Consider the following 21,042-nt stretch of genomic DNA (forward strand, 5'->3'; position numbering starts at 1 on the left):
GTAACAAAATATTACCTTTGCAATTCATATCCGAAGAAAACAGAGATGGCGAAAAATAAATATTACGTAGTTTGGAAAGGACTAAACCCGGGTGTTTACGACAACTGGGTGGAGTGCAAAATGCAGGTAGAAGGGCAGGAAGGCGCAAAATACAAATCGTTCGAGACTCGCGAAGAAGCCGTCGAAGCTTTCGAGAAGGGATATACTCATTACCTGAAAGCCGCTTCGTCAGCCAAAGCTGCCGCCAATCTGGCACCGAAAGCTCCTGTCGGGAAACCGATCAATGAGAGTCTCGCCGTCGATGCTGCCTGCAGCGGTAACCCGGGGGATATGGAATACCGGGGTGTCTATACAGCAACCGGGCAGGAAATCTTTCATATCGGTCCTCTCAAGAAAGGAACAAACAATGTGGGTGAATTCCTTGCGCTCGTACATGGTCTGGCCCTGTTAAAGCAGAAAGGAAGTAACCTTCCTATTTATTCTGACAGTCGTAATGCAATCAGTTGGGTAAAAAAGAAAAAATGCAAAACATTGCTGGAACGCGAACCAGTCAATGAACAGATCTTCGACCTGATCGAACGAGCTGAGAAATGGCTGAATACAAACACATATACAACTACCATATTAAAATGGGAAACAGCCGAATGGGGTGAAATTCCGGCCGACTTCGGGAGGAAATAATATAGGGGTTATTCTTGCCCCTACATATATAAAACTTCATCTTTCTACGACTTTGTTACGGCTGTAACAGTTACAGTCGTAACAAAGTTAAATAAAAAATCTTCCTATGAGATAAAATATTAACTATTAGTTATTTATTTTTATTATTTTATCAAAAACAGCGAATATAGGCCAACGAAAAACTGTCGTACAGACAATCTTGTATGCCATGTTTGTAACCGAAAGAGATTATATTTTTCTTGATCTCATAATTCAACTTTGTACGAAGAATCATCGGCTTATCCCCGTCACCTCTATAACCCTTTATACCTGTATAGTCGCAATTCAGAGTAAAACCACGAAAAGTAGCCTGTGCCCCGATCGCATATGTGAAAGCATCATTTTGACGATGCACCAGGTCATTCGTCATCCAACAGTAAAAACCTGCCATCCCCTGCACACGGATCGAAGCTGCTGTTTCCGGATCCTGCCATAACGTACGTCCGATATTACAGTCGAACCAGTAAGCTGCTGCATCAGTGTAACGGGCATCGCACAGACGGCCACCACTGGCTGTTCTCAATGTTGCATTTGCTACAATATCCACCCATTTCTCGCTGCTCAGTACCTGATAATGGCAGGTTAGTATAAAATCGCCATGACAGGGAATCGGAGATTTCACATCCACCGCATTACGCTCATCCCGAACCTCCGGCGATGTTTCATACCATTCCTGTATCACTCCGTAAAGCGATACACCTGCACGTCCTTTCGCTATTGGAATATACAAACGGGCAAAAACATCTTTCGTTTTATCACCCGTCATTTTATGATATTCACCTCTCAATTCCACCTCCCATCGTGAAGGAAGTTTCCCCCCCATCAACTCAGGAAATGGGAATGCATTCGGTCCAAAATATCGGGGAGCATATTTCAACAAAGGTGTTTTATCCCGCCAATCATCGGCATGACCAGGTATACATACACATAAACTAAAAAAAAGGAACCAGAAAAATACGTTTGTTCTCATCTATATATTTTCCTCAAATTATCATATCTTTTTATCAAATGAACAAAAGTACAATATATTTTCAAATATGATTCAAGATAAATGTCCTATCTTTGTGAACAGAAATGAAGGAAATAACTTATGTACATGAATCTATGGCTCCAAACGATCAACTCTTTTCAATCCTTATTCCAACCTGGAACAATCTTGCCTATCTGAAACTATGCTTGAAAAGTATTGAAAAGAACTCAACTTACAGGCATCAAATACTGATTTATGTCAACGAAGGGTCCGACGGCACTACCGATTGGTTAGAGACACAAAATTACGAATATATACATAATAAAGAAAATGTCGGAGTTTGTTGGGCATTAAACTCATTACGAGCCAAAGTCAAAACCGACTACATTCTTTATATGAATGATGATATGTACGTGTGTCCCGATTGGGACAAGTTTCTATGGGAAGAAATACAGCAACTTCCAGATAACAAATTCTTTCTTTCGGCTACTTTGATCCAACCTCGTCCTTTCTTTTGTAAAAGCGTGATAGCTCCTGCCAATTTCGGAGAAAACGTAGAGACATTTAAGGAACAGGAATTGCTGGATAAATATCAACTTTTACCACACTCTGATTGGTTTGGCTCTACCTGGCCACCCAATGTTGTACACAAAGATATCTGGGACCTGGTCGGCGGTTACAGTATTGAATTTTCACCGGGTATGTACAGTGACCCTGATTTTTCAGCTAAATTATGGATGGCTGGTATCCGGTTATTCAAAGGATTGTCCGCAAGTCGTGTCTATCATTTCGAATCGGTTTCAACCGGTCGGGTAAAGAAAAACAATGGAAGTCAGCAATTCCTTTCTAAATGGGGTATTACTTCCGCATCTTTCATACGGAATATTTTACGCCGAGGTGAACCTTTTGAACCAAAATTGGTAGGGAAGCCCCATATAATATCACTTCAAAAAGATATTTTCCGTAGTCGCCTGAAAAAAGCACTTTCCGCTTTTAAAGACAACGGGCATGCTAAAAAACTGTGGAAATAAAATATAATTAACTATACAAACATGAATCTAGGAGTTATTTTACCCCATACAAAATTATACGGAGGTGTAAAACGTTTTCTGGAATTAGGAAATATTTTCATTGAACTCGGACACAGCTTTACTGTTTATACCATCGAAGGAAAGTCACCCGACTGGTATGATTTCAAAGGAGAGACGAAAACTTTTGCCGATTTACAAAAAGATGAAATCGATGCCTTGTTCACTACTGAAACGAAGTTTCTAAATGAGCTGATCAATGCGAACACAAAACGCAGAATATTCTACCATGTCCGGATCACTGAAAATCTCCGTCCAATCTTAAAACAGAAGAACATTGAGATATTTGCTTGCTCTACTAATATTTATCTACACGATAAAAAGAAATACAGTATTGAAGCATTCAAGGCTTTGGGAGGGGTAAACACTGCTAATTATAGTTCGAAAACAAGCTACACAGTAAAAGGCCGTCCTTTCTGTATTGTCGCATATGGACGTTTGGTTGAACGAGTGAAAGGTACCAAATATATTATCAAAGCATGCGAGAAACTCTACAAGAAAGGATATAACATTCGTTTGCTGCTATTTGATACGGCAGTCAACGAAAAAGCCCAACAGTTGATAGATAACTTTTCAACTACTGTCCCTTTTGAATTCATACAAAATCATCCTTTTGAAAAGAACAGTGAATTATTCAACCGGGGGGATTTGTTCGTAGCAGCAGAACGTCATGCCGGCTGGTCAAACACAGTCTGCGAAGCTATGGCTTGTGGGCTACCGGTAATTGCAACCCAAGCTGGCACAAAGGATTTACTGATCGATAATGAAACCGGTCTACTTACCAAACGATATGTATTCCTGTTCCGTCGAAAAATAAAAAAACTGATTGAAGATGAAGCATTACGTACTCGCCTCGGACAAAATGCTTATAAACATGTACAGAAATTTGACTGGCATCAGCTGGCTTTACGGATACAGGAGTACCTTATGAAAACAAACGACGTTTGATCATCCGACGTGTATTCCGAATAAAACTTTTCCTCTTTACATGCTCGTTATGAGCTTTTGTAAGGAGGATCAATCTTTTCACCATTTCCTCCTTATCCTCATGGTTGAGCAATGCATATTCTTCACCGATAGTCTGCAATAAAAACTCCGGTAGTTCCAGCATTGAGAGATTTTTTAATCCTTTCCAGGAAGAAACAACTTCAAACTGCGTACGATTGAGGTCAACCAACCAGAAATGGTATACTCCATCATCATCTTTTTTAACTAATGTATTACCTAAAGAATGATCAATAAAATAGACCCCTTTCTGTTGAAAATCATAAGTAAAGCGAGTAAAAGCCCGGAAAGCCTCTATCTGCTCTTCTTTCGGTAGCAAAAATAGTCCGCGCAGAGTAGATACATCATCCAATTGCAGAGAGATGTAATAACTATATGTCAATCCCACCTTGTCCCGGAAAAGAATATAAGCGACCGGTTCAGGCGTCCCAATGCCCAGTTCAACAAACCGATTAGCATACAGATAGGAACGTTCAGCCTTCGACTTCCGGAAATAGGTGTAAGCCACTTTATTGATGATATGGGGATATTTAAAGGATTTAATACACATACGTATCCCTCCTATATTTAATACCTTAAGTATATTTCGTCCCTTATAGATCAATTCTCCTTCCTTGTCAAAGCGTATAGGGACAGACAATATCTCTTTTTCCAAATAGGCATACTTCGGATTAATCTGATACTCCATATTTTTCCCCTTATAAACGATCGTCTACCAATTTCGGGTCGATGCAACCTTTTACATCATAAACCACACCATTCTCCTGTATCAAAGAATGAATATCCAGATTCATAAACTCTTTATGTGCCACAGCCAGGACAACCGCACCGAATTTTTTACCGGGTAAAGTATTCATTACTTCCAAACCATACTCCCGTCGTACATCTTCCGGTTTTGCCCAGGGATCGTATACAGTAACCCGGATATCGTAATCCTGAAGCGCTTTCACAACATCAAACACTTTAGTATTGCGTACATCGGGGCAGTTTTCTTTAAAGGTAATCCCCAATACCAGCACTTCGGCATTACGTACCGGTATATCCTTCCGGATCATAGCCTTGACTACCTGATTGGCAATATATTCTCCCATACTGTCATTCATACGACGGCCAGCCAGTATGATCTCCGGATGATATCCGTAATCCTGGGCTTTCTGCGCCAAATAATAAGGATCGACACCAATGCAATGACCACCGACAAGACCTGGTTTAAAAGGTAGAAAATTCCATTTTGTCGCAGCAGCAGCCAGGACTTCACTGGTATCGATACCAATCAGATTGAATATTTTCGATAGTTCATTCACAAAAGCAATATTGATATCACGTTGTGAATTTTCTATCACCTTAGCTGCCTCTGCCACCTTTATACTGGAGGCACAAAAAGTTCCTGCCGTAATAACGGAACGATAAACATCATCGATCACGACTGCTATATCCGGAGTAGAACCGGAAGTTACCTTTTTTATTTTCTCGACAGTATGTTCTTTGTCACCCGGATTGATACGTTCGGGAGAATAACCGGCAAAGAAATCTTCGTTGAACCTCAGACCGGATATTTTCTCTATAACCGGTACGCATTCGTCTTCCGTCACACCTGGATAAACAGTCGATTCAAACACGACTATATCACCTTTACCGATCACCTTTCCTACAGTCTCACTGGCTCTATACAAAGGTGTCAGGTCAGGACTATGATGACGGTCGACCGGGGTCGGCACACATACGATATAAAAATTACAGGACGCAATATCTTCCAGTTTACTGGAACAATACAGCCCGTTCCCGGTCATACTTTGCAAATCATTTACAAGCACCGATTGCAGTATAGTGTCATCCACTTCCAACGTCGAATCATGACCGGACATTAGCTCAACGACTCTGCTCTCTTTCGCATCAAAACCGATCACCGGATATTTGGTAGCAAACAAACGTGCCAGCGGTAAACCGACATAACCCAATCCGATAACTGCTATTTTTATATTTCCCATAATTTCTTCCTTTCTGCTGATTACTTCAGATTTTGCCAATACCAACGAACAGCTTCCTTCAAGCCGTCTCTCATATTGAAAGAAGGCTGATATCCCAACAATCTTTTAGCTTTATCGATAGAGGCCAGCGAATGTGGAATATCTCCCAAACGATTCGGGCCATGTTTAATTTCTACTTTCGCTATTTCCGGATCAAACTCACTCAAATATTCCTGCAGATAACCAACCAACTGATTCAAGGTGGTCCGCTCACCGAAAGCCGTATTATATACCGTATTTACAGCCTCTTTGTTCTGAGTGGTCAATGCCAGCTTATTCATCAGGATTACATTTTCAATATAGGTAAAATCCCTGGAATATTCACCGTCTCCATTGATCACAGGCGATTGATGATCGATCAGTTGTTTCACAAAAAGAGGAATAACGGCAGCATAAGCTCCATTCGGGTCCTGTCTTCGTCCGAACACATTAAAATATCGCAATCCGATGCATTCGATTCCATAGGTTTTGGAAAATACATCCGCATATAATTCATTTACATATTTAGTCACGGCATAGGGTGACAGCGGTTTTCCTATAACCTCTTCCACCTTTGGCAATGATGCAGAATCACCATACGTAGAAGAACTTGCAGCGTAAACAAAACGTTTAACCCCTGCATCACGGGCTGCTACCAGCATATTCAAGAAACCACTGATATTTACAGCATTTGTAGTAACCGGATCTTTAATGGACCGAGGAACCGATCCCAGAGCCGCTTCATGCAACACATAGTCGACACCTTCCACTGCTTTCCGGCAATCCTCCGGGTTCCGTATATCGCCTACTACCAATCGAAAAGAGGGATTTGTAAAATGTTGCTGAATATTTTCCGGTTTCCCTGTAGAGAAATTATCCAGGCAAACAACCTGATAACCTTCATCCAGTAAAAACTCACATAAGTTCGAACCGATAAAGCCGGCTCCACCTGTTACCAAAACAATTGATTTCTTTTCCATACCTATAAAAACTGCCAGTTATAGAGAAGCAGTCTAGAGGGAACAAAGATAATATATTCCATTGTTTTTAGGGAATATCATTTCAATTAATTGGAATGTTTCAAAACTTTATCTAGTTTTGTAAAACACTGTTACTATAAACTCAGACTTTCCAATCAAGGATAAGAGGTAATTTAAGAAAAAATGATACCAATACAACAGACAAAAATTGAATTAAGCTATATAATGCCAGTTTTTTTTAATCAAAAAGATACAAAAGTCTTAACAGACTTACTGGAGGCTTATTCAAAAATACATCCTGATATACTACGACGTATCCAATTTGTTATTGTGGATGATTGTTCACCTATTGAAGTAAAAATCCCCAATCACATCCACGTCAATTACCAACTCTATCGAATAAAAAGCGACATACGTTGGAACCAAGGAGGGGCAAGGAACCTGGGAGTAACATGTGCTATCAGTCCGAAAATAATCCTTTCAGATTGCGATCATTTCTTCCCTGAAAAATTACTAGCTCAGATACTCGATAGTAAAATACCTCAAAAGAGCTTATACAAATTTAAACGGGTAGACACTACCGGACATTCGCTGCAATCTCCATGCAATATATTCTATACCTCAAAAGCCATCTTTTTCTCTACTTTAGGATATGATGAAGAATTTTGTGGCAACTATGGATATGAAGATGTCATGTTTCGCCATTTTCAAGAAATTATCGGCAATAAACTCAAATACTTTACCCGCTTCAAAAAAATCATTTCAAATACAATCGACAGGGAAAACTCATACCATAGCCTGATTCGAGATACCTCTACCAATTTAGACCTGATGGAAAAGAAAATGAAGCTATTGAAGGGCAAAAATCCATTTTATGCCCACAGTCGGTTATTTCTAAATTTCGAATACGAAAAAAAAGAAGAAAATTGGATAGAATGAAAAATAGGAAACTAAAACATAATCTAATTCGATTCGGGATAGATAAACTGCTCCGTACAATAAATCGAACTCCCCGTGTTATCTTTTACCACGGCGTAGATCATGTAAACCAATTTCCTTCGCTTCACATTGCCCCAGATATATTTGAGCAAGAACTTAAATTCATATCCCAACAATATGAGGTCATCTGCATAGATGAGTATTACCAACGATTCCAAGAAAAGAAATTCTCAAATAAAGAAGTAGTGATAACTTTCGATGACGGATATAAAAATAACCTGACAGTAGCCGCCCCAATCCTACAATCATTTAACCTTCCGTTTACTGTTTTTGTATCTGCCGGTCATATAGAGAGTGGAAACAGATTCCCGACATTCATTGCACGAGCTATTATTACAGCGCCAATGCTAAACAATATTGACATCGAATGTATAAAATTCAAATCGCCCTTATTAAACGAACAACAAAGAACTAAGGTGTTTGGGTTCATCAGTCATACATTAAAGCATTCAAATATAGAACTAATTAATGAAATTTGTCAGCAACTAATTAACAATGTATCTCCTGAGACTTACCAGGAACTTTGTCATTTACATTCAGCTGATGCGCCACTTAACTGGGAAGAAGTAAGAATATTACAAACAAAATATTCCTGTACAATCGGAGCCCATTGCATGGATCACTTTATTTGTAATAACTATCAAACATACGAACAAACTCGTTGGCAATTAATAGAAAGCAAGCGACTGATTGAAGAGAGAACGAATAAGGCCTGTCATTATATGGCCTACCCTAATGGCATCGTACACGAAGGAGATGTTTCCGACCACGCTCTTAAAGCTGTAGCTGAAGCCAAATACAGACTGGCTTTTACCACTGAAAACGATCGGTTGTTGAACAACAACAACCCATACCTCATGCCACGTTATGCAGCTCGCTTTGAAATAGAGGACTTCATAATAAAGTTAGCACTTAAACCAAAACTAAAATTTTAAATCAAGTCTCGATAGAGTTGTATGATATCAAAACCGATCACCAGATACCGGGTCGCGAACATAAACCAATACTGCTAAGATCTGTCAAGATGCGTACAAATTAGTTTAAATACAAATACAAAGAATTAATTGTCATATCTTTGTACCTGATATTTACAAGCAAGGCTGTTTACCTATATGTTGACAAAGAAGATGATGAATGACAGAACTGAGATAGATATTATTCTACCATGTTACAATCCACCGCCAAGATGGGAACAAAAGGTTATAGGGAAATTCAAAGAGATACAATCCTTATTTAGTCCCATAGATTTCCACTTGTTTATTGTAAGTGACGGGTCAAAACGCGGATATGAACCGGAAACCGTTGCCGCGCTGGAACAGGCAATCCCCGGAATTCAGATAATCGATTATCGCCCTAACAGAGGAAAAGGATACGCATTACGCAAAGCGGTACAACAGACCCTGTCTGAATATATCATATATACAGACTACGACTTTCCTTATACCGACGACTCTTTTAGAGAAGTAATCAATAGCCTACTCAAAGGAGCCGATATAGTTGTCGCAACAAGAGACAGGAGCTATCAGAAAAACCTGCCACCCTTCCGCCGGTTCCTTTCTGAATCATCCCATCTATGCAATGCTATTTTTCTCCGCTTAAAAATACGCGATACACAGGGAGGATTGAAAGGATTCAACCAGACTGGAAAAACGGTTTTTTTATCAACAAAAGTTAACAGTTTCCTGTTCGATACCGAATTTATATATAAAGGACAACAGAAAAAAATAAACATACAAGCCGTACAATCACGTATCAGAGACGGATTAACCGTATCTGATATGGGTTTCAATGTATTAAAGCGTGAAATGGCAAACTTTCTTTCAATTTTATTCACAAATGATCTTACTCAGTTTTGATATTGAAGAATTTGATGTTCCTCAAGAACATGGAATAGATTTGCCATTCGAACAACAGATGGCGGTTTCTATCGAAGGCACCAGAAAAATATTAGCCTGTCTGGACAAATATCAGGTACATGCGACCTTCTTCTGCACAGCTAATTTTGCAACCCATGCTCCTGAAATTATTCAGAATATACTGCAGGGTGGACATGAGATCGCTTCACACGGATATTATCATTCTTCATTTGAGAAAACCGACCTGCAACGTTCCCGCGAATTTCTTGAACAACTGACCGGACAACCAGTAGAGGGTTTCCGCATGGCACGCATGATGCCGGTCGATGAGAAGGATATTAAAAACGCCGGTTATACATACAATTCATCTTTGAATCCGACTTTCATTCCTGGAAGATACAACCATCTGGATAAACCACGCACATATTTTTATAAAGAAAAAGTATTGCAGCTCCCGGCGTCCGTTACTCCGGCTTTCCGCCTCTCGTTGTTTTGGTTGACTTATCATAATCTACCTGCTAAAGTTTACCGCTGGCTGTTTTATCGAACATTAAAACATGATGGATACGCCATCACCTATTTCCATCCTTGGGAATTTACCAATCTGAAGGCCCACAAAGAAGAATGGAAATTACCGTTTATTATGACCAACCATTCAGGAGAAGGAATGGTCAGGCGACTTGACGACTTGATTTCCTTTTTACTAAAGAAAAAATGCTCTTTTGCCACTTGCAAAGAATTTAAACAGCATATTCAAGCCAAAGAACAAAAGTCTGAATAAAAAGTAATCACCAGCATTCCAATTTCTATGAAAACCCGGATAAAGAGGATACTTTTTAAAAGAAGGAATGTCAACTATTGACTGGACTTCGGTCGCAAAAAAAACATATTTCCTGTATAATTAGATCCTTATTATAATTACATAGAAAATATTTATTATTAAAAAGATTATTAGTATCTTTGATGATCACTTATTAATTGTTACTGGTAACATAATAACATACACATGGAAGAGATTGTGGACTTCACTATTATCACTGTGACATACAATAGTGATAAGACATTGGAAAAAACTATTCTTAGTGGTATCAATCAAATATACAAAGGCTTTGAAAAACACAGATTCCTACTCAAACATATTTTGTCATTACCCGTATCCGAATATATAACATTTTCAAAAGTAGCAAAGCATGAAACTCGCATTTGATGCAAAACGAATCACCCACAATGCAACCGGGTTAGGGAATTACAGCCGTTTCATTGTTAATTCATTGATTAACAGTTACCCCGAAAACAGTTACCATCTATATTCTCCGGATAAAGGGAAAAAACATCTGCGGGCACTTATTCCGGAGCAAGAAAATGTGATATTCCACTATCTGGAAAATGAGATATTAGGTTCCTTAGGTAAAGCCTGGTGGCGATCCTGTGGTATTATCGGCGACCTGAAGAAAGAAAAGCCGGCCTTGTTTCACGGCTTAAGTAACGAACTCCCATTCGGATTATCGAAAGCCGGCATCCCTTCAGTTGTAACGATACACGATCTGATTTTTATCCGCTATCCACAGTTTTATAAAACTATAGACAGAAACATTTATAATTTCAAATTCAGGAAAGCCTGTCTACTTGCCGACAAGATTGTTGCTGTCAGTGAAATGACCAAACAAGATATCATCCGGATATACAAAGTTCCGGAAGAGAAGATCGATGTAGTTTACCAAGGATGCGATGTTTCATTCCTACAACAGGCAGAGTCCAACAAACTATCTGAAGTAAAAAACAAATATAACCTGCCCGAACATTTCATTCTGAATGTAGGAAGCATCGAACAACGGAAAAACTTGTTGCTTATCGTAAAAGCACTCAAACAATCAGGGAAAGATATCCGTCTAATCGCAATAGGCAGAAGAACTCCCTATACAGAAACAGTGGAACAATACATCCGAGAAAATAATATGCAGGAACAAGTCACTATATTGAACAATGTATCATTCGATGACCTTCCGGCATTTTATCAACTGGCCTCGCTTTTCATATACCCTTCATTTTTTGAAGGATTCGGAATTCCGATTTTAGAGGCCTTAAACTCCGGCACACCCGTTATTGCCGCTACAGGTTCATGCCTTGAAGAAGCAGGAGGGCCTGATTCTCTGTATATAAACCCAGAAGACGTAAATGGTCTAAACGAAAAAATAAACTGGATTCTCACCACCCCTTCGCAGGCAGAGCACATGCGAACAGCCGGAAAAGAGTACGCCAAACGTTTTCTGGACCAAGCTATAGCTCAGGACATAATGAACGTTTATCAGAAAATAATCTGAATTCAGATCGATTTTAATATTTTATGGAAAGTCTCCAAAACAGTGATAGCAAATCTTTCCAAAAAGATTTTTGCCTAATTTAGCGGTTTTCTGGAAAAATTCAAAAATATCATTTCATAACAAACAGTCAACCAAACGACAATCACAGGCCATGCCTTCAACGCATACGGTCTGATAAAGCCTGCCCGAACCACACGAGGTACTAATTCGGTTGTCGACAACCCCACGACGACCAACGTGATCACCAGCAACCAGTAATTATATTTTTTATGTTCCGAAGGACTACAGATATACCATAGGGCAACTCCGATCATAGCAATGATATACCCGCTCGCTTCAGTACCCGTACTGAACAATACAACAAACAGCAAGACATTAGCCAGTAACATCATGCGAAAGGATAGATATTTATATTGAGATATCCGCAGATAAGGGATAAAGAAAAGTACCAGTCCCGGAACGATCAGCCACAGGTCGCTATAAACCTCCGATCCTGATAATTTACGGACAACTCCCAGCAAAGAGATATTTTGTGCTTCAGCAAACAAATTCAAGCCATTCTTCAACTGTAATTGTGCAACCCACTCATAATACTGCGAAATCACATAATCGAATCCCGGAGTATATAAAGCCGGAAAAACCAAGAATAATGCACCCCAGAAAATCCCTGAGATAATAAGTTTTCCTTTTTGTTTGGAAAAAAAGAAAAAAGCCAATCCGACAATCGGATAGATTTTAGTTAAAGTGCCGAGCATAATCACACAAGCAGCCCAAAAATCTTTTTTCTTCTCTATAAAAACAAAAGCGAGAATAATAAAGGCTGCTACAGAAATATTGAATTGTTGTACTCCCTGTGCAGTCATCAATTCTATATATGAGAACCAATATATGAAAATTTTCTGCGAAGTGGAAAGAGGTAGTTGTTTAATCGCATAAAAGAGAAACGCCGTGTTAGCAGTAATCCATAACACTAATCCCAGCCAGTCCGGCAATACCGAGAATGGAGCAATCAGGGCGCTGAACAAAATTCCATACTGATTGGAATCATAATATTCTGCCGGATATTCCCCATAAATAGTCAACCCTTCTATGCTGTGCGGAAAAACATATTTAAATATCTTATAATTGTTATATTTACCTATGAAAAATTTAATCAGAGCATAAACAACACCGGTCAATATCCACACCCACCAAAGTGACTTTTCTTCTTTCCATAAAGGTGCATTTACGAACGATTTACATTTTTCTACTAGTTTCATATATTTCTAATATTACGACAAAAACTTATTTGAGCAGGCCATCTACCTTCGCAATTACCATTTCCGGTGTTATCTGTGTCATGCATGCCCAATCCCCCCGAAAACAGGGCTTCTGTCCGAATACGGAACAGGGACGGCAGGGAAGATCCAACTGGACCGCATTTTTAGGGTTCTGATGATAACCATAGAAACCCGCATACGGGTGAGTCGCTCCCCAAACGGATATTACCTTCGTTCCGACAAGGGAAGCGAAATGCATATTCGCGGAATCCATGCAAAGCAATACATCCAGCTGACTGATCAGGGCCAGTTCGTTATCCAGCGAATAACGTCCGACAAGACTTTTCACACGCGGATACTGGAACGCCCATTGTTCAAGGACAGCCTCCTCGTAACCGCGTCCTCCCAGCAGAAAGATCGTATAATCTTCATTTTCAGAGAGACGGGCGACCACTTGTTCCATATCGTCCACCGGATAAATCTTTCCACGATGTTTGGCGAAGGGGGCAATCCCGATCCATTTGCCTTTTTTCGTACCTGCCACCGCTTCCATAGCCGAAAGGTCGGCGGGATGCGATTCATAAAGGGAAGTAAATGATTCCGTATAATTCAGTCCGGCAGCCCGGAATACATCGGCATAACGCTCGATCACCGGACGCAAAGGCTTTAAATCCTTATGGTTGCGGTCAGTAAGGCGTTTACGCTCCTTTCTGGCCTTGTCTACAACATAAACCTTTTTCCCTTTCATCCGGAACAGGCTGCGGATTATGATCGTACGGATCACATTATGCAGATCCAGTACCATATCATACTCAAACTTAACCAAGGCAGAAGCAAACCGGAGCAGTCCGCGCAATGTCTTTTCCGCAGCCTTCGTATTGATGCCTATCACGTCCACATTCGCCGGTCGGTTCATGAAGACCGGTATCAGGAATGCCTGCGTAAGAACAGTAAACGTATCCTGCGGATTCGCTTTGGCGGCAGAGTAAATCACCGGAACCGTCATAGCGACATCGCCTATAGCTGAAAGTCGTATAACAAGTATTTTTGCCATCTATTAATTGAATGTTCCGCTATAATAACAGCGGGTTAAATAATAGGAAGGCTCATAATAAGCACTCCCGTTATAATTGTCTATCGTACGACATATCTTATCGTTATAGATGCGTAAGATCGCATCAGCATAATCTTCCCACGAATAAAGAGTGGACAGGATCAGACGCATATACACTTTTCCCATGTCCTGTTCACCCGGGATATGGCTGACTAAATCAGGATTAACATTCGTCACATCAAAACTGCCAGCCTGCATTCGATATTCCTGAATCAACCGTTCAACGACAGCCTGCTGATTTTCACTATGCATAACATTTGCCAAGGATAGTTTTTCAGCAATACCCCGTTTTCCCATACAATTTACGACATACCGATTCGGCTGCTTCAAATGCCGTGCTATACGTTCGATCAGGCTACAAACATAAAACACATCATCCTGCGTTATTTCTTCATCCGGAAAGAATACATTCTTCATAACTCGTAACTCTTTTCATAGGTTAACGACTCTATCGCCCTATCAGAACAAAATACAATCTGATGAGTCGGATATTTAAATTTAGCCAATGCCCAGAATGCTTCACGACTGATCGATCCGGAAAGAAAATCTTCTACATAATTCCAAACCGAATCATCTGCCATCGGTCCCTCCACCAAGTCATAGGTATGTGGGACTCCTTTACGACAAGAGGCTATGAAATCGAGCCATTCATCCGTCAACTCTTTAAAACGGAGAATTTGTAACCCGGCAATTTCCTTATATTCGTATACATTAACAATATGAGCCGGAGTTTTATTAGCTGCCCACCGTTGGGCTTGCTTTTCCAACACCGTACAGTAAAATCCGAAACCGAAATCTTTAAAGAAACCGGTAGTTTGTACCTTCGGATATTCTATTACCATATTGCTACCATGATATACTTTCATTGCCATTTTATTTTTTACCGTATAATACAGGATTCAAAGCCGGATCATTATACATTTTCATCTGTTTGTACACCTTCATGTACTTGCGGCCTTCTTTGATATCGGTCAGCAACTGATCCAATGCCGTTGAAAGGTCTGTCTTCTGTTCCAGCAGCACCTTCAGTTTTTCTTCACATTTGACTTTGTGTTCGGGAGTCGCATCAGGGCGGTTCACCTCTTCATTCATATGGTAGATCTTGAGTGTCAGGATAGACAAACGGTCTACCGCCCATGCCGGACTCTCCGTATTGATCGTTGCATCCGGCAAGACCTTTACATCCTTGTATTTATCCAGAAAGAAACTATCGATCAGTTCCACCAGATCGGTACGGTCCTGATTAGATTTATCTATACGGCGCTTGATCGCTATTGCCTCGACCGGGTCGATCGCCGGATTACGGATGATATCTTCCAGATGCCATTGCACCGCATCAATCCAGTTTTTCAAATAAAGATAAAACTCGATACTTTTTACCTCATAAGGATTATGCATGGTTGCATCCACATCATCAGAAACATGATACGCTTTCGTAGCCTGTTCAAATATCCGGTAACACTGTTCGCTGAAATTCATAAATAATCGTTTTGCTTTCTGTAAATACTGTTGACAAAGGTAGAAAATCTTTTCTGATAATCTATCAATGAATTTCCTGAAGAGTGGTATTCGGACCTTCCACATACAAGTTGCCCTTTTCGTCCACTCCCATCTTATCGATAAAAACGACACGCTCTTCACCTGTATTCTGCGTACGTCCGTGATACACACAATACATCTGCTTTCCGTCTTTCGAATAAGTCACACTGTTATGGCCCGTACCCGTTACAATCCCGCCTTTTTCAACATTCTTCTCCAGTACCGGGTTGTTTGCCGATTTAACAAAAGGACCGAGGGGATTTTTAGAAGTCGCATAGCCGACAGCATAATTCTTTCCTCCGAAATAATTCGCAGAATACATCATATAATAGATATCGCCTTTCTTAAATATATATGAACCCTCCGTCCATCGGCGGTTCACTTCGCCAGTCGTTACAGAACGGCTCTCCCATTCGGCCTGCGGGTCTTCATTGGTAACAGGCGGGCGTAGGATCAACACGGGTTCGCCGATGATGCCGCTTAAATCAGGTTGCAGCTCGACACCGTAAATCCAGCTTTCCTCTATTTCGTTGAACATACCTTTCTCACGTGCCCATGAAGCCACTTCACTCTCTACCGGATGCTTGTAACAGCAACGGGAATAATATAAGTAAAGACGTCCGTCGGAATCTTGCAGCAGATTACCGTCGATAACAGGATAGCCGGGGTCAAAAAGAGGGCGGTCGCTCATCTCCCTGAACGGACCGGTCGGTTTATCCGAAACAGCAATGCCGATTCTGAAATTCTCCAACTCATTAGTCGGGTTCTCCTTCCAATCGGCACTGAAAAACATATAAAACTTCCCTTTCCGTTCATACACTTCCGGCGCCCAGAAGTTGGCTGTAGCCCACGAACCGGCCATATTACCCCGGTAAACCTGTCCTTCCGGTTTCCAGTCTATCAGATTATCCGAAGAATAAGCACAGAAACCATCCACGGCCCCTGCGCCCGTGCCATACATATAATAACGCCCGTCGGAAGCCAACAATACATAAGGGTCACCGAACTTTACAGGCAGCGGATTCGTATACTTCCCCTGGCCGTATACAGGAATGCAAACAATGGCCAGCAAGCATAATACACACAACAACAGATGCTTCATTTTCCAGTTTTTTATACACATTAGTCTTTCATGATATTTAAAGCGTGCAAATTACGTTTTTATCTCCACTTCCGCAAATAATCTCTATCTTTGCCAGTAGTAAAAGGCAAGAAAATGAAAATAGTAGCTGATAACACGGTCCCGTACCTGAAAGGGGTTGCCGAACCGATCGCAGATGTAAAATACCTCAACTCAAACGAGTTCACTCCTTCAACCATTCATGATGCCGACGCCCTGATCGTACGAAGCATCGACAAATGTACCCGTGAACTGTTGGAAGGAAGCCGCGTCAGGCTGATCACGACAGCAACCATCGGTTTCGACCATATCGACATAAAGTATTGTGATGAAGCAGGTATTACCTGGAAAAACGCCCCGGGATGCAATGCCGTTTCGGTCGCCCAATATGTTTTATCTTCGCTGATCACCATCGGTCTCCGCAGAAACGAACCATTAGAGGGGAAAACGATCGGAATAGTCGGCGTAGGCCATGTAGGTAAAGAACTGGAAAAACTCTGCGCATCATATGGCATGCACGTTTTACGTAATGACCCGCCACGGGCAGAAAAGGAAGGAGAGGCAGGATTCGTTTCGTTGGATACGATTGCAGAAGAAGCGGATATTATCTCTTTCCATACGCCACTGACAAAAGAAGGGCGTTTTGCCACCCGCCATCTGGCAAGCGAAGCCTTTTTCAACCAAACACGGAAAAAGCCTTGGTTCGTAAACGCTTCGAGAGGAGCGGTACACGATACTCCGGCGCTAATGAATGCCCTGAAATCAGGAAAAATAAGCGAAGCAGTGATCGATTGCTGGGAAAACGAACCGGCAATCGACCGTGAATTAATAAGTCTGGCAACCATAGCCACTCCCCATATTGCCGGATTCTCTGCCGACGGTAAAGCCAACGGGACCCGCACCTGCCTGGAAAATATCGAACGCTTCTTCGGACTGAAGATAGAAAAAATGAAGGAGGTCGTCCCTCCCGTTCCTGCCGATCCGGTGATCGACCTGGACAATGTTACGGAGCATCGTATCGAACATGCGATCTTCAGAAGTTTCGATCCGCTTGCCGTAGACAAGGCATTACGGGAAACACCTGATAAATTCGAATGGTTCCGGTCTAATTACAATCACCCGCGGGAGTTTACCGCCTACACGATAAAAAATGCAACCGCGGAAGAGCGGTCGCTATTCGATAAGTTAGGTTTCAAATAAGCCTTCGTAAAGAAAATGGGAAAAGGATGCGACCTGTTTTGAAAAAGCATGCCGACTAAATTGAATTAGTACGGCGGGTAATCAACGGTTGATAACCGTCAACCGATCGGCTCATAGTTATCGGCCGATTGGCTCATAATCATCAACCGAACGGCTGACAATTATCGGCCGCTGAACAGTACCGCATCCAATATACAAAACATAATGATAAAAGGTACTGGAGATCAGCATCTTATTTATATAAAAAACAATAATAAATCCAACGACTCACAGCAATGGCGAAAGACAAATTATTATCACCCGGCTTTTGTTATATATTGATGGCAAATTTCCTGCTGTTTTTTGCCTTCTACCTGATACTGCCGATCCTGCCATTCTACTTGCAGGAACGGTTTATGACGGACAAGTCGATGATCGGGTTCATCCTGTCCTGCTACACGATAGCCTGTCTTTGTATCCGCCCCTTCTCTGGATATCTGTTGGATACGTTTGCGCGCCGCCCGTTGTATCTGGTAGCTTATGCCGTATTCATGGTCATTTTTGCCGGATATATGGTTGCAAGCCTGCTGAGTATATTCATCGTGCTGCGCATCCTGCATGGGTTCGCTTTCGGGATGGTAACAGTTTCGGGTAATACGATCGTGATCGATATCCTTCCTTCTTCCCGACGCGGCGAAGGGATCGGTTATTATGGGATGGCGAATAACCTGGCCATGAGTTTCGGACCGATGATCGGGTTGTTCATGCATGCCAGTTTCAGCTATGAAGTGATCTTCGGCTGTTCACTGGCTTCCTGTTTCCTGGGGTTTATCATGGCTTATCTGGTGAAGACTCCTTACAAGCAACCGGTAAAGAAAGAACCGATCTCGCTCGACCGCTTCTTTCTGGTAAAAGGGGGCTGGGCAGGCATCTCTTTGTTAATGTTATCTATTCCCTACGGGATGACGACTACATATGTTGCCATGTATGCGGATGAAATAGGGATTTCCGTCAATTCAGGGCTTTACTTTACCTTTATGGCGATAGGCCTGGCCATATCGCGGCTGTTCTCCGGACGGCAGGTAGATAAAGGACGTATCACGCTGGTCATTACATTGGGGATGTATCTGGCTTGTGCCAGTTTCTTCGCCCTGGCTTCCCTGGAGACATTGATGAAATGGAATCCGGTATTTACTTCCTATTTATATATAGGTATAGCATTATCACAAGGAGTAGCCTTCGGTACGATGTTCCCGGCATTCAATACCCTGTTCGTGAATCTGGCCCCCAACAGTCAGCGCGGGACAGCGACCTCCACCTATCTGACCAGCTGGGACGTAGGTATCGGTATCGGATTGATGATAGGCGGAAGCATTGCACAGGAGTTCGGCGGTTTTAATTATGCCTATCTGTTCGGGGCCTGCCTGACGGTATTGTCTACCTTCTTTTTCATTATCAAAGCAGGACCACATTTCAACAGGAATAAATTACGGTAATAACCGCTCGATATAGTCACACAAGTTTCCGATGCCGTTCTCGCTTTTGATCTGCCCGCTTACCGTGGCGGCATTCTTTTTATAATCCGGATTACCGACCAGGTCCGCTATTTTACGTTCCAGTTCATTCTCGGAAACTTTAGCGATCTTCACCCGTTCCGGACCTAATCCCAGCACCTGGACCCGATACGCCCAATAAGGCTGGTCGAGCAATAAAGGAGTAATCAGCTGGGGAACACCCGCACGCGCTACGCTATGTGTCGTACCGCTTCCCCCGTGGTGGATAACGGCATCGCAATGCGGAAAAATCAGATGATGGGGAATCGGTTTCTTCATCAGGAACAATTGTTCGCTTCCCTGTAAAGTTTCCCCTGTCTTCGCCCAGCCTGAACCGACAACCAGCCGGTATTTTTTCCGGTCACTGATACGTGCCAGCATGCCGCAGAAACGCTCCCGGTCGTTCGAAGTACAACTGCCCAGCGTAAAGAAGATGACCGGTGTCCGGTCTCTTTGGATAAACGCCATCAGTTCCTGATACGCCTCTTCATCATATTCAAACGTATCATTGAAACAATATCCACCGATATTCCAGCGAAAACGTTCGTCCCACACGGGATCGGTATGTCCCAGATAACGGCTGTACAACAGAAAATTATCACTATTCTTCGCTGCATCCAGGCCGAAATTAGCGATCGGAGCCAGACCATACTTCGCCCGGTTCTTATTGATCGTATCTTTCACCATATAGTTGGATACCTTGTTCATCATCAGCCAAAGCAGTTTCGGCGTAATGACCGGATTAGGCTTCGGGTACGGAAAAGCAGGAGGCGGCATCTTCGTGCCGGGCAGGAAAGGAGCAAAAGCCGTACGGACAAAAGGCTTTTTACAATATTCTGCAATGCCGGTCGCGGCAAACTCCGTATTGGCTGCTACCAGGACATCGTTCTGTTCAAGAAGCGGGATCACCTGCACAAACTGTTTGTCGATCGCATCGCGCGTCCATTCCACGATCCTCTTAAAGCTCTGTTTATTCTCGGCAGCATCGGCCATCATTCCGCCGATATTGTCGAAATCCTGCAAAACGACTTTTACAGGATATTTTCTGACCATTTCCTCAAAAACCAGGGGAACATTCATTGTTACCTCATGGCCTCGTCCGACCAACTCGCGTGCCACTGCCAGATAGGGCAACACGTCACCTTGTGATCCTCTTGTTACAAGCAGTATTCTCATTTACTCTATATTTTTACATGCAGTTTTTTCCGGGCACTGTTCTTTTACTTCACAGGCCTCACTCACCTTTTTACCTGCGGCCTTCCGCTTAAAAAGCATCCGGACCAGAAAGGCTAAAAATCCTAATAATAGACTCATTAACATAATGAGAACAAAG

The 21,042-nt window shown here is 41.9% G+C and carries 21 protein-coding genes; 10 read left to right on the forward strand and 11 right to left on the reverse strand.

The window, feature by feature from the left end; all coding sequences use genetic code 11:
* Positions 1-45: 45 nt before the first annotated feature.
* Positions 46-681: a ribonuclease H1 domain-containing protein gene (locus IEY67_RS19985; RefSeq protein WP_183671979.1), complete on the forward strand. Its 636-nt coding sequence runs from the start codon at positions 46-48 to the stop codon at positions 679-681.
* Positions 682-832: 151 nt separating this feature from the next.
* Here IEY67_RS19985 and IEY67_RS19990 read toward each other — a convergent pair whose 3' ends face one another.
* A complete protein-coding gene (locus tag IEY67_RS19990; protein ID WP_183671981.1) occupies positions 833-1,690 on the reverse strand; it encodes a hypothetical protein in 858 nt (285 codons plus the stop codon).
* Positions 1,691-1,794: 104 nt separating this feature from the next.
* Here IEY67_RS19990 and IEY67_RS19995 point away from each other — a divergent pair, with 104 nt between their 5' ends.
* Positions 1,795-2,721, forward strand: coding sequence for a glycosyltransferase family 2 protein (locus tag IEY67_RS19995; RefSeq protein ID WP_183671982.1), 927 nt, complete (start codon positions 1,795-1,797; stop codon positions 2,719-2,721).
* A 21-nt stretch (positions 2,722-2,742) separates the two neighbouring features.
* Complete coding sequence (locus IEY67_RS20000) at positions 2,743-3,726, forward strand: glycosyltransferase family 4 protein (protein ID WP_122353462.1); 984 nt, start codon at positions 2,743-2,745, stop codon at positions 3,724-3,726.
* Here IEY67_RS20000 and IEY67_RS20005 read toward each other — a convergent pair.
* Genes IEY67_RS20005 through IEY67_RS20015 form a run of 3 tightly spaced genes read right to left on the reverse strand, consistent with a single transcriptional unit; the run spans position 3,704 to position 6,769 of the window.
* Positions 3,704-4,471: a lipopolysaccharide kinase InaA family protein gene (locus IEY67_RS20005; protein WP_183671984.1), complete on the reverse strand. Its 768-nt coding sequence runs from the start codon at positions 4,469-4,471 to the stop codon at positions 3,704-3,706. The genes IEY67_RS20000 and IEY67_RS20005 overlap by 23 nt on opposite strands.
* 10 nt (positions 4,472-4,481) lie before the next feature.
* Complete coding sequence (locus tag IEY67_RS20010; protein WP_183671989.1) at positions 4,482-5,771, reverse strand: nucleotide sugar dehydrogenase; 1,290 nt, start codon at positions 5,769-5,771, stop codon at positions 4,482-4,484.
* A 20-nt stretch (positions 5,772-5,791) separates the two neighbouring features.
* A complete protein-coding gene (locus tag IEY67_RS20015; protein ID WP_183671991.1) occupies positions 5,792-6,769 on the reverse strand; it encodes an SDR family oxidoreductase in 978 nt (325 codons plus the stop codon).
* A gap of 183 nt (positions 6,770-6,952) precedes the next feature.
* Between IEY67_RS20015 and IEY67_RS20020 the strand changes: the two genes are divergently transcribed.
* The 5 genes from IEY67_RS20020 to IEY67_RS20040 all read left to right on the forward strand — a co-directional run bounded on the left by IEY67_RS20020 (position 6,953) and on the right by IEY67_RS20040 (position 11,945).
* Positions 6,953-7,708, forward strand: coding sequence for a glycosyltransferase (locus IEY67_RS20020; RefSeq protein ID WP_122376375.1), 756 nt, complete (start codon positions 6,953-6,955; stop codon positions 7,706-7,708).
* Positions 7,705-8,703, forward strand: a complete 999-nt coding sequence (locus IEY67_RS20025) for a polysaccharide deacetylase family protein (RefSeq protein ID WP_122376374.1) — start codon at positions 7,705-7,707, stop codon at positions 8,701-8,703. The genes IEY67_RS20020 and IEY67_RS20025 overlap by 4 nt, the downstream gene beginning before the upstream one ends.
* A gap of 192 nt (positions 8,704-8,895) precedes the next feature.
* Positions 8,896-9,624: a glycosyltransferase gene (locus IEY67_RS20030; protein ID WP_229801144.1), complete on the forward strand. Its 729-nt coding sequence runs from the start codon at positions 8,896-8,898 to the stop codon at positions 9,622-9,624.
* A complete protein-coding gene (locus tag IEY67_RS20035; RefSeq protein ID WP_183671993.1) occupies positions 9,605-10,405 on the forward strand; it encodes a polysaccharide deacetylase family protein in 801 nt (266 codons plus the stop codon). The genes IEY67_RS20030 and IEY67_RS20035 overlap by 20 nt, the downstream gene beginning before the upstream one ends.
* Before the next feature lie 409 nt (positions 10,406-10,814).
* Positions 10,815-11,945 (forward strand): glycosyltransferase family 4 protein, encoded by a 1,131-nt coding sequence (locus IEY67_RS20040; RefSeq protein WP_183671996.1) that lies wholly within the window; start codon positions 10,815-10,817, stop codon positions 11,943-11,945.
* A 74-nt stretch (positions 11,946-12,019) separates the two neighbouring features.
* On the opposite strand, the gene IEY67_RS20045 is transcribed toward IEY67_RS20040, so the two are convergent.
* From IEY67_RS20045 to IEY67_RS20070, 6 genes are all read right to left on the reverse strand, one after another.
* Positions 12,020-13,204: a glycosyltransferase family 87 protein gene (locus IEY67_RS20045; protein ID WP_183671997.1), complete on the reverse strand. Its 1,185-nt coding sequence runs from the start codon at positions 13,202-13,204 to the stop codon at positions 12,020-12,022.
* 25 nt (positions 13,205-13,229) lie between these two features.
* Positions 13,230-14,258, reverse strand: coding sequence for a glycosyltransferase family 9 protein (locus tag IEY67_RS20050; protein WP_183671998.1), 1,029 nt, complete (start codon positions 14,256-14,258; stop codon positions 13,230-13,232).
* A 3-nt stretch (positions 14,259-14,261) separates the two neighbouring features.
* Entirely contained in the window at positions 14,262-14,735 is a 474-nt protein-coding gene (locus IEY67_RS20055) for a hypothetical protein (RefSeq protein WP_122353471.1), read from the reverse strand.
* The gene (locus IEY67_RS20060) at positions 14,732-15,184 is read right to left on the reverse strand and encodes a DUF3990 domain-containing protein (protein WP_229801145.1); all 453 of its coding nucleotides are present in this window, start codon (positions 15,182-15,184) and stop codon (positions 14,732-14,734) included. Before IEY67_RS20060 ends, IEY67_RS20055 begins: the two co-directional genes overlap by 4 nt.
* 7 nt (positions 15,185-15,191) lie before the next feature.
* Positions 15,192-15,797: a DUF4254 domain-containing protein gene (locus IEY67_RS20065; RefSeq protein WP_183672000.1), complete on the reverse strand. Its 606-nt coding sequence runs from the start codon at positions 15,795-15,797 to the stop codon at positions 15,192-15,194.
* A gap of 64 nt (positions 15,798-15,861) precedes the next feature.
* A complete protein-coding gene (locus IEY67_RS20070; RefSeq protein ID WP_183672001.1) occupies positions 15,862-16,959 on the reverse strand; it encodes a glycoside hydrolase family 43 protein in 1,098 nt (365 codons plus the stop codon).
* A 114-nt stretch (positions 16,960-17,073) separates the two neighbouring features.
* Between IEY67_RS20070 and pdxB the strand changes: the two genes are divergently transcribed.
* Both pdxB and IEY67_RS20080 read left to right on the forward strand, forming a co-directional pair.
* Positions 17,074-18,177 (forward strand): 4-phosphoerythronate dehydrogenase PdxB, encoded by a 1,104-nt coding sequence (pdxB, locus tag IEY67_RS20075; RefSeq protein WP_183672002.1) that lies wholly within the window; start codon positions 17,074-17,076, stop codon positions 18,175-18,177.
* A 275-nt stretch (positions 18,178-18,452) separates the two neighbouring features.
* Positions 18,453-19,652: an MFS transporter gene (locus tag IEY67_RS20080; protein ID WP_183672003.1), complete on the forward strand. Its 1,200-nt coding sequence runs from the start codon at positions 18,453-18,455 to the stop codon at positions 19,650-19,652.
* On the opposite strand, the gene IEY67_RS20085 is transcribed toward IEY67_RS20080, so the two are convergent.
* Positions 19,644-20,885, reverse strand: coding sequence for a glycosyltransferase (locus IEY67_RS20085; RefSeq protein ID WP_183672004.1), 1,242 nt, complete (start codon positions 20,883-20,885; stop codon positions 19,644-19,646). The two genes, IEY67_RS20080 and IEY67_RS20085, sit on opposite strands and share 9 nt — an antisense overlap.
* Between the last annotated feature and the right edge of the window lie 157 nt (positions 20,886-21,042).

The sequence above is a fragment of the Parabacteroides faecis genome (assembly GCF_014647375.1).
In the GTDB taxonomy this organism is placed as follows: Bacteria; Bacteroidota; Bacteroidia; order Bacteroidales; family Tannerellaceae; genus Parabacteroides; species Parabacteroides faecis.

Coding starts and splice junctions, on each gene's coding strand:
- IEY67_RS20020 (WP_122376375.1), top strand. CDS start 6,953: ATGATACCAATACAACAGACAAAAATTGAATTAAGCTATATAATGCCA.
- IEY67_RS20040 (WP_183671996.1), top strand. CDS start 10,815: ATGAAACTCGCATTTGATGCAAAACGAATCACCCACAATGCAACCGGG.
- IEY67_RS20050 (WP_183671998.1), bottom strand. CDS start 14,258: ATGGCAAAAATACTTGTTATACGACTTTCAGCTATAGGCGATGTCGCT.
- pdxB (WP_183672002.1), top strand. CDS start 17,074: ATGAAAATAGTAGCTGATAACACGGTCCCGTACCTGAAAGGGGTTGCC.
- IEY67_RS20015 (WP_183671991.1), bottom strand. CDS start 6,769: ATGGAAAAGAAATCAATTGTTTTGGTAACAGGTGGAGCCGGCTTTATC.
- IEY67_RS20035 (WP_183671993.1), top strand. CDS start 9,605: ATGATCTTACTCAGTTTTGATATTGAAGAATTTGATGTTCCTCAAGAA.
- IEY67_RS20000 (WP_122353462.1), top strand. CDS start 2,743: ATGAATCTAGGAGTTATTTTACCCCATACAAAATTATACGGAGGTGTA.
- IEY67_RS19995 (WP_183671982.1), top strand. CDS start 1,795: ATGAAGGAAATAACTTATGTACATGAATCTATGGCTCCAAACGATCAA.
- IEY67_RS20085 (WP_183672004.1), bottom strand. CDS start 20,885: ATGAGAATACTGCTTGTAACAAGAGGATCACAAGGTGACGTGTTGCCC.
- IEY67_RS20010 (WP_183671989.1), bottom strand. CDS start 5,771: ATGGGAAATATAAAAATAGCAGTTATCGGATTGGGTTATGTCGGTTTA.
- IEY67_RS20025 (WP_122376374.1), top strand. CDS start 7,705: ATGAAAAATAGGAAACTAAAACATAATCTAATTCGATTCGGGATAGAT.
- IEY67_RS20080 (WP_183672003.1), top strand. CDS start 18,453: ATGGCGAAAGACAAATTATTATCACCCGGCTTTTGTTATATATTGATG.
- IEY67_RS20030 (WP_229801144.1), top strand. CDS start 8,896: ATGATGAATGACAGAACTGAGATAGATATTATTCTACCATGTTACAAT.
- IEY67_RS19985 (WP_183671979.1), top strand. CDS start 46: ATGGCGAAAAATAAATATTACGTAGTTTGGAAAGGACTAAACCCGGGT.
- IEY67_RS20070 (WP_183672001.1), bottom strand. CDS start 16,959: ATGAAGCATCTGTTGTTGTGTGTATTATGCTTGCTGGCCATTGTTTGC.
- IEY67_RS20045 (WP_183671997.1), bottom strand. CDS start 13,204: ATGAAACTAGTAGAAAAATGTAAATCGTTCGTAAATGCACCTTTATGG.
- IEY67_RS20065 (WP_183672000.1), bottom strand. CDS start 15,797: ATGAATTTCAGCGAACAGTGTTACCGGATATTTGAACAGGCTACGAAA.
- IEY67_RS20060 (WP_229801145.1), bottom strand. CDS start 15,184: ATGAAAGTATATCATGGTAGCAATATGGTAATAGAATATCCGAAGGTA.
- IEY67_RS19990 (WP_183671981.1), bottom strand. CDS start 1,690: ATGAGAACAAACGTATTTTTCTGGTTCCTTTTTTTTAGTTTATGTGTA.
- IEY67_RS20055 (WP_122353471.1), bottom strand. CDS start 14,735: ATGAAGAATGTATTCTTTCCGGATGAAGAAATAACGCAGGATGATGTG.
- IEY67_RS20005 (WP_183671984.1), bottom strand. CDS start 4,471: ATGGAGTATCAGATTAATCCGAAGTATGCCTATTTGGAAAAAGAGATA.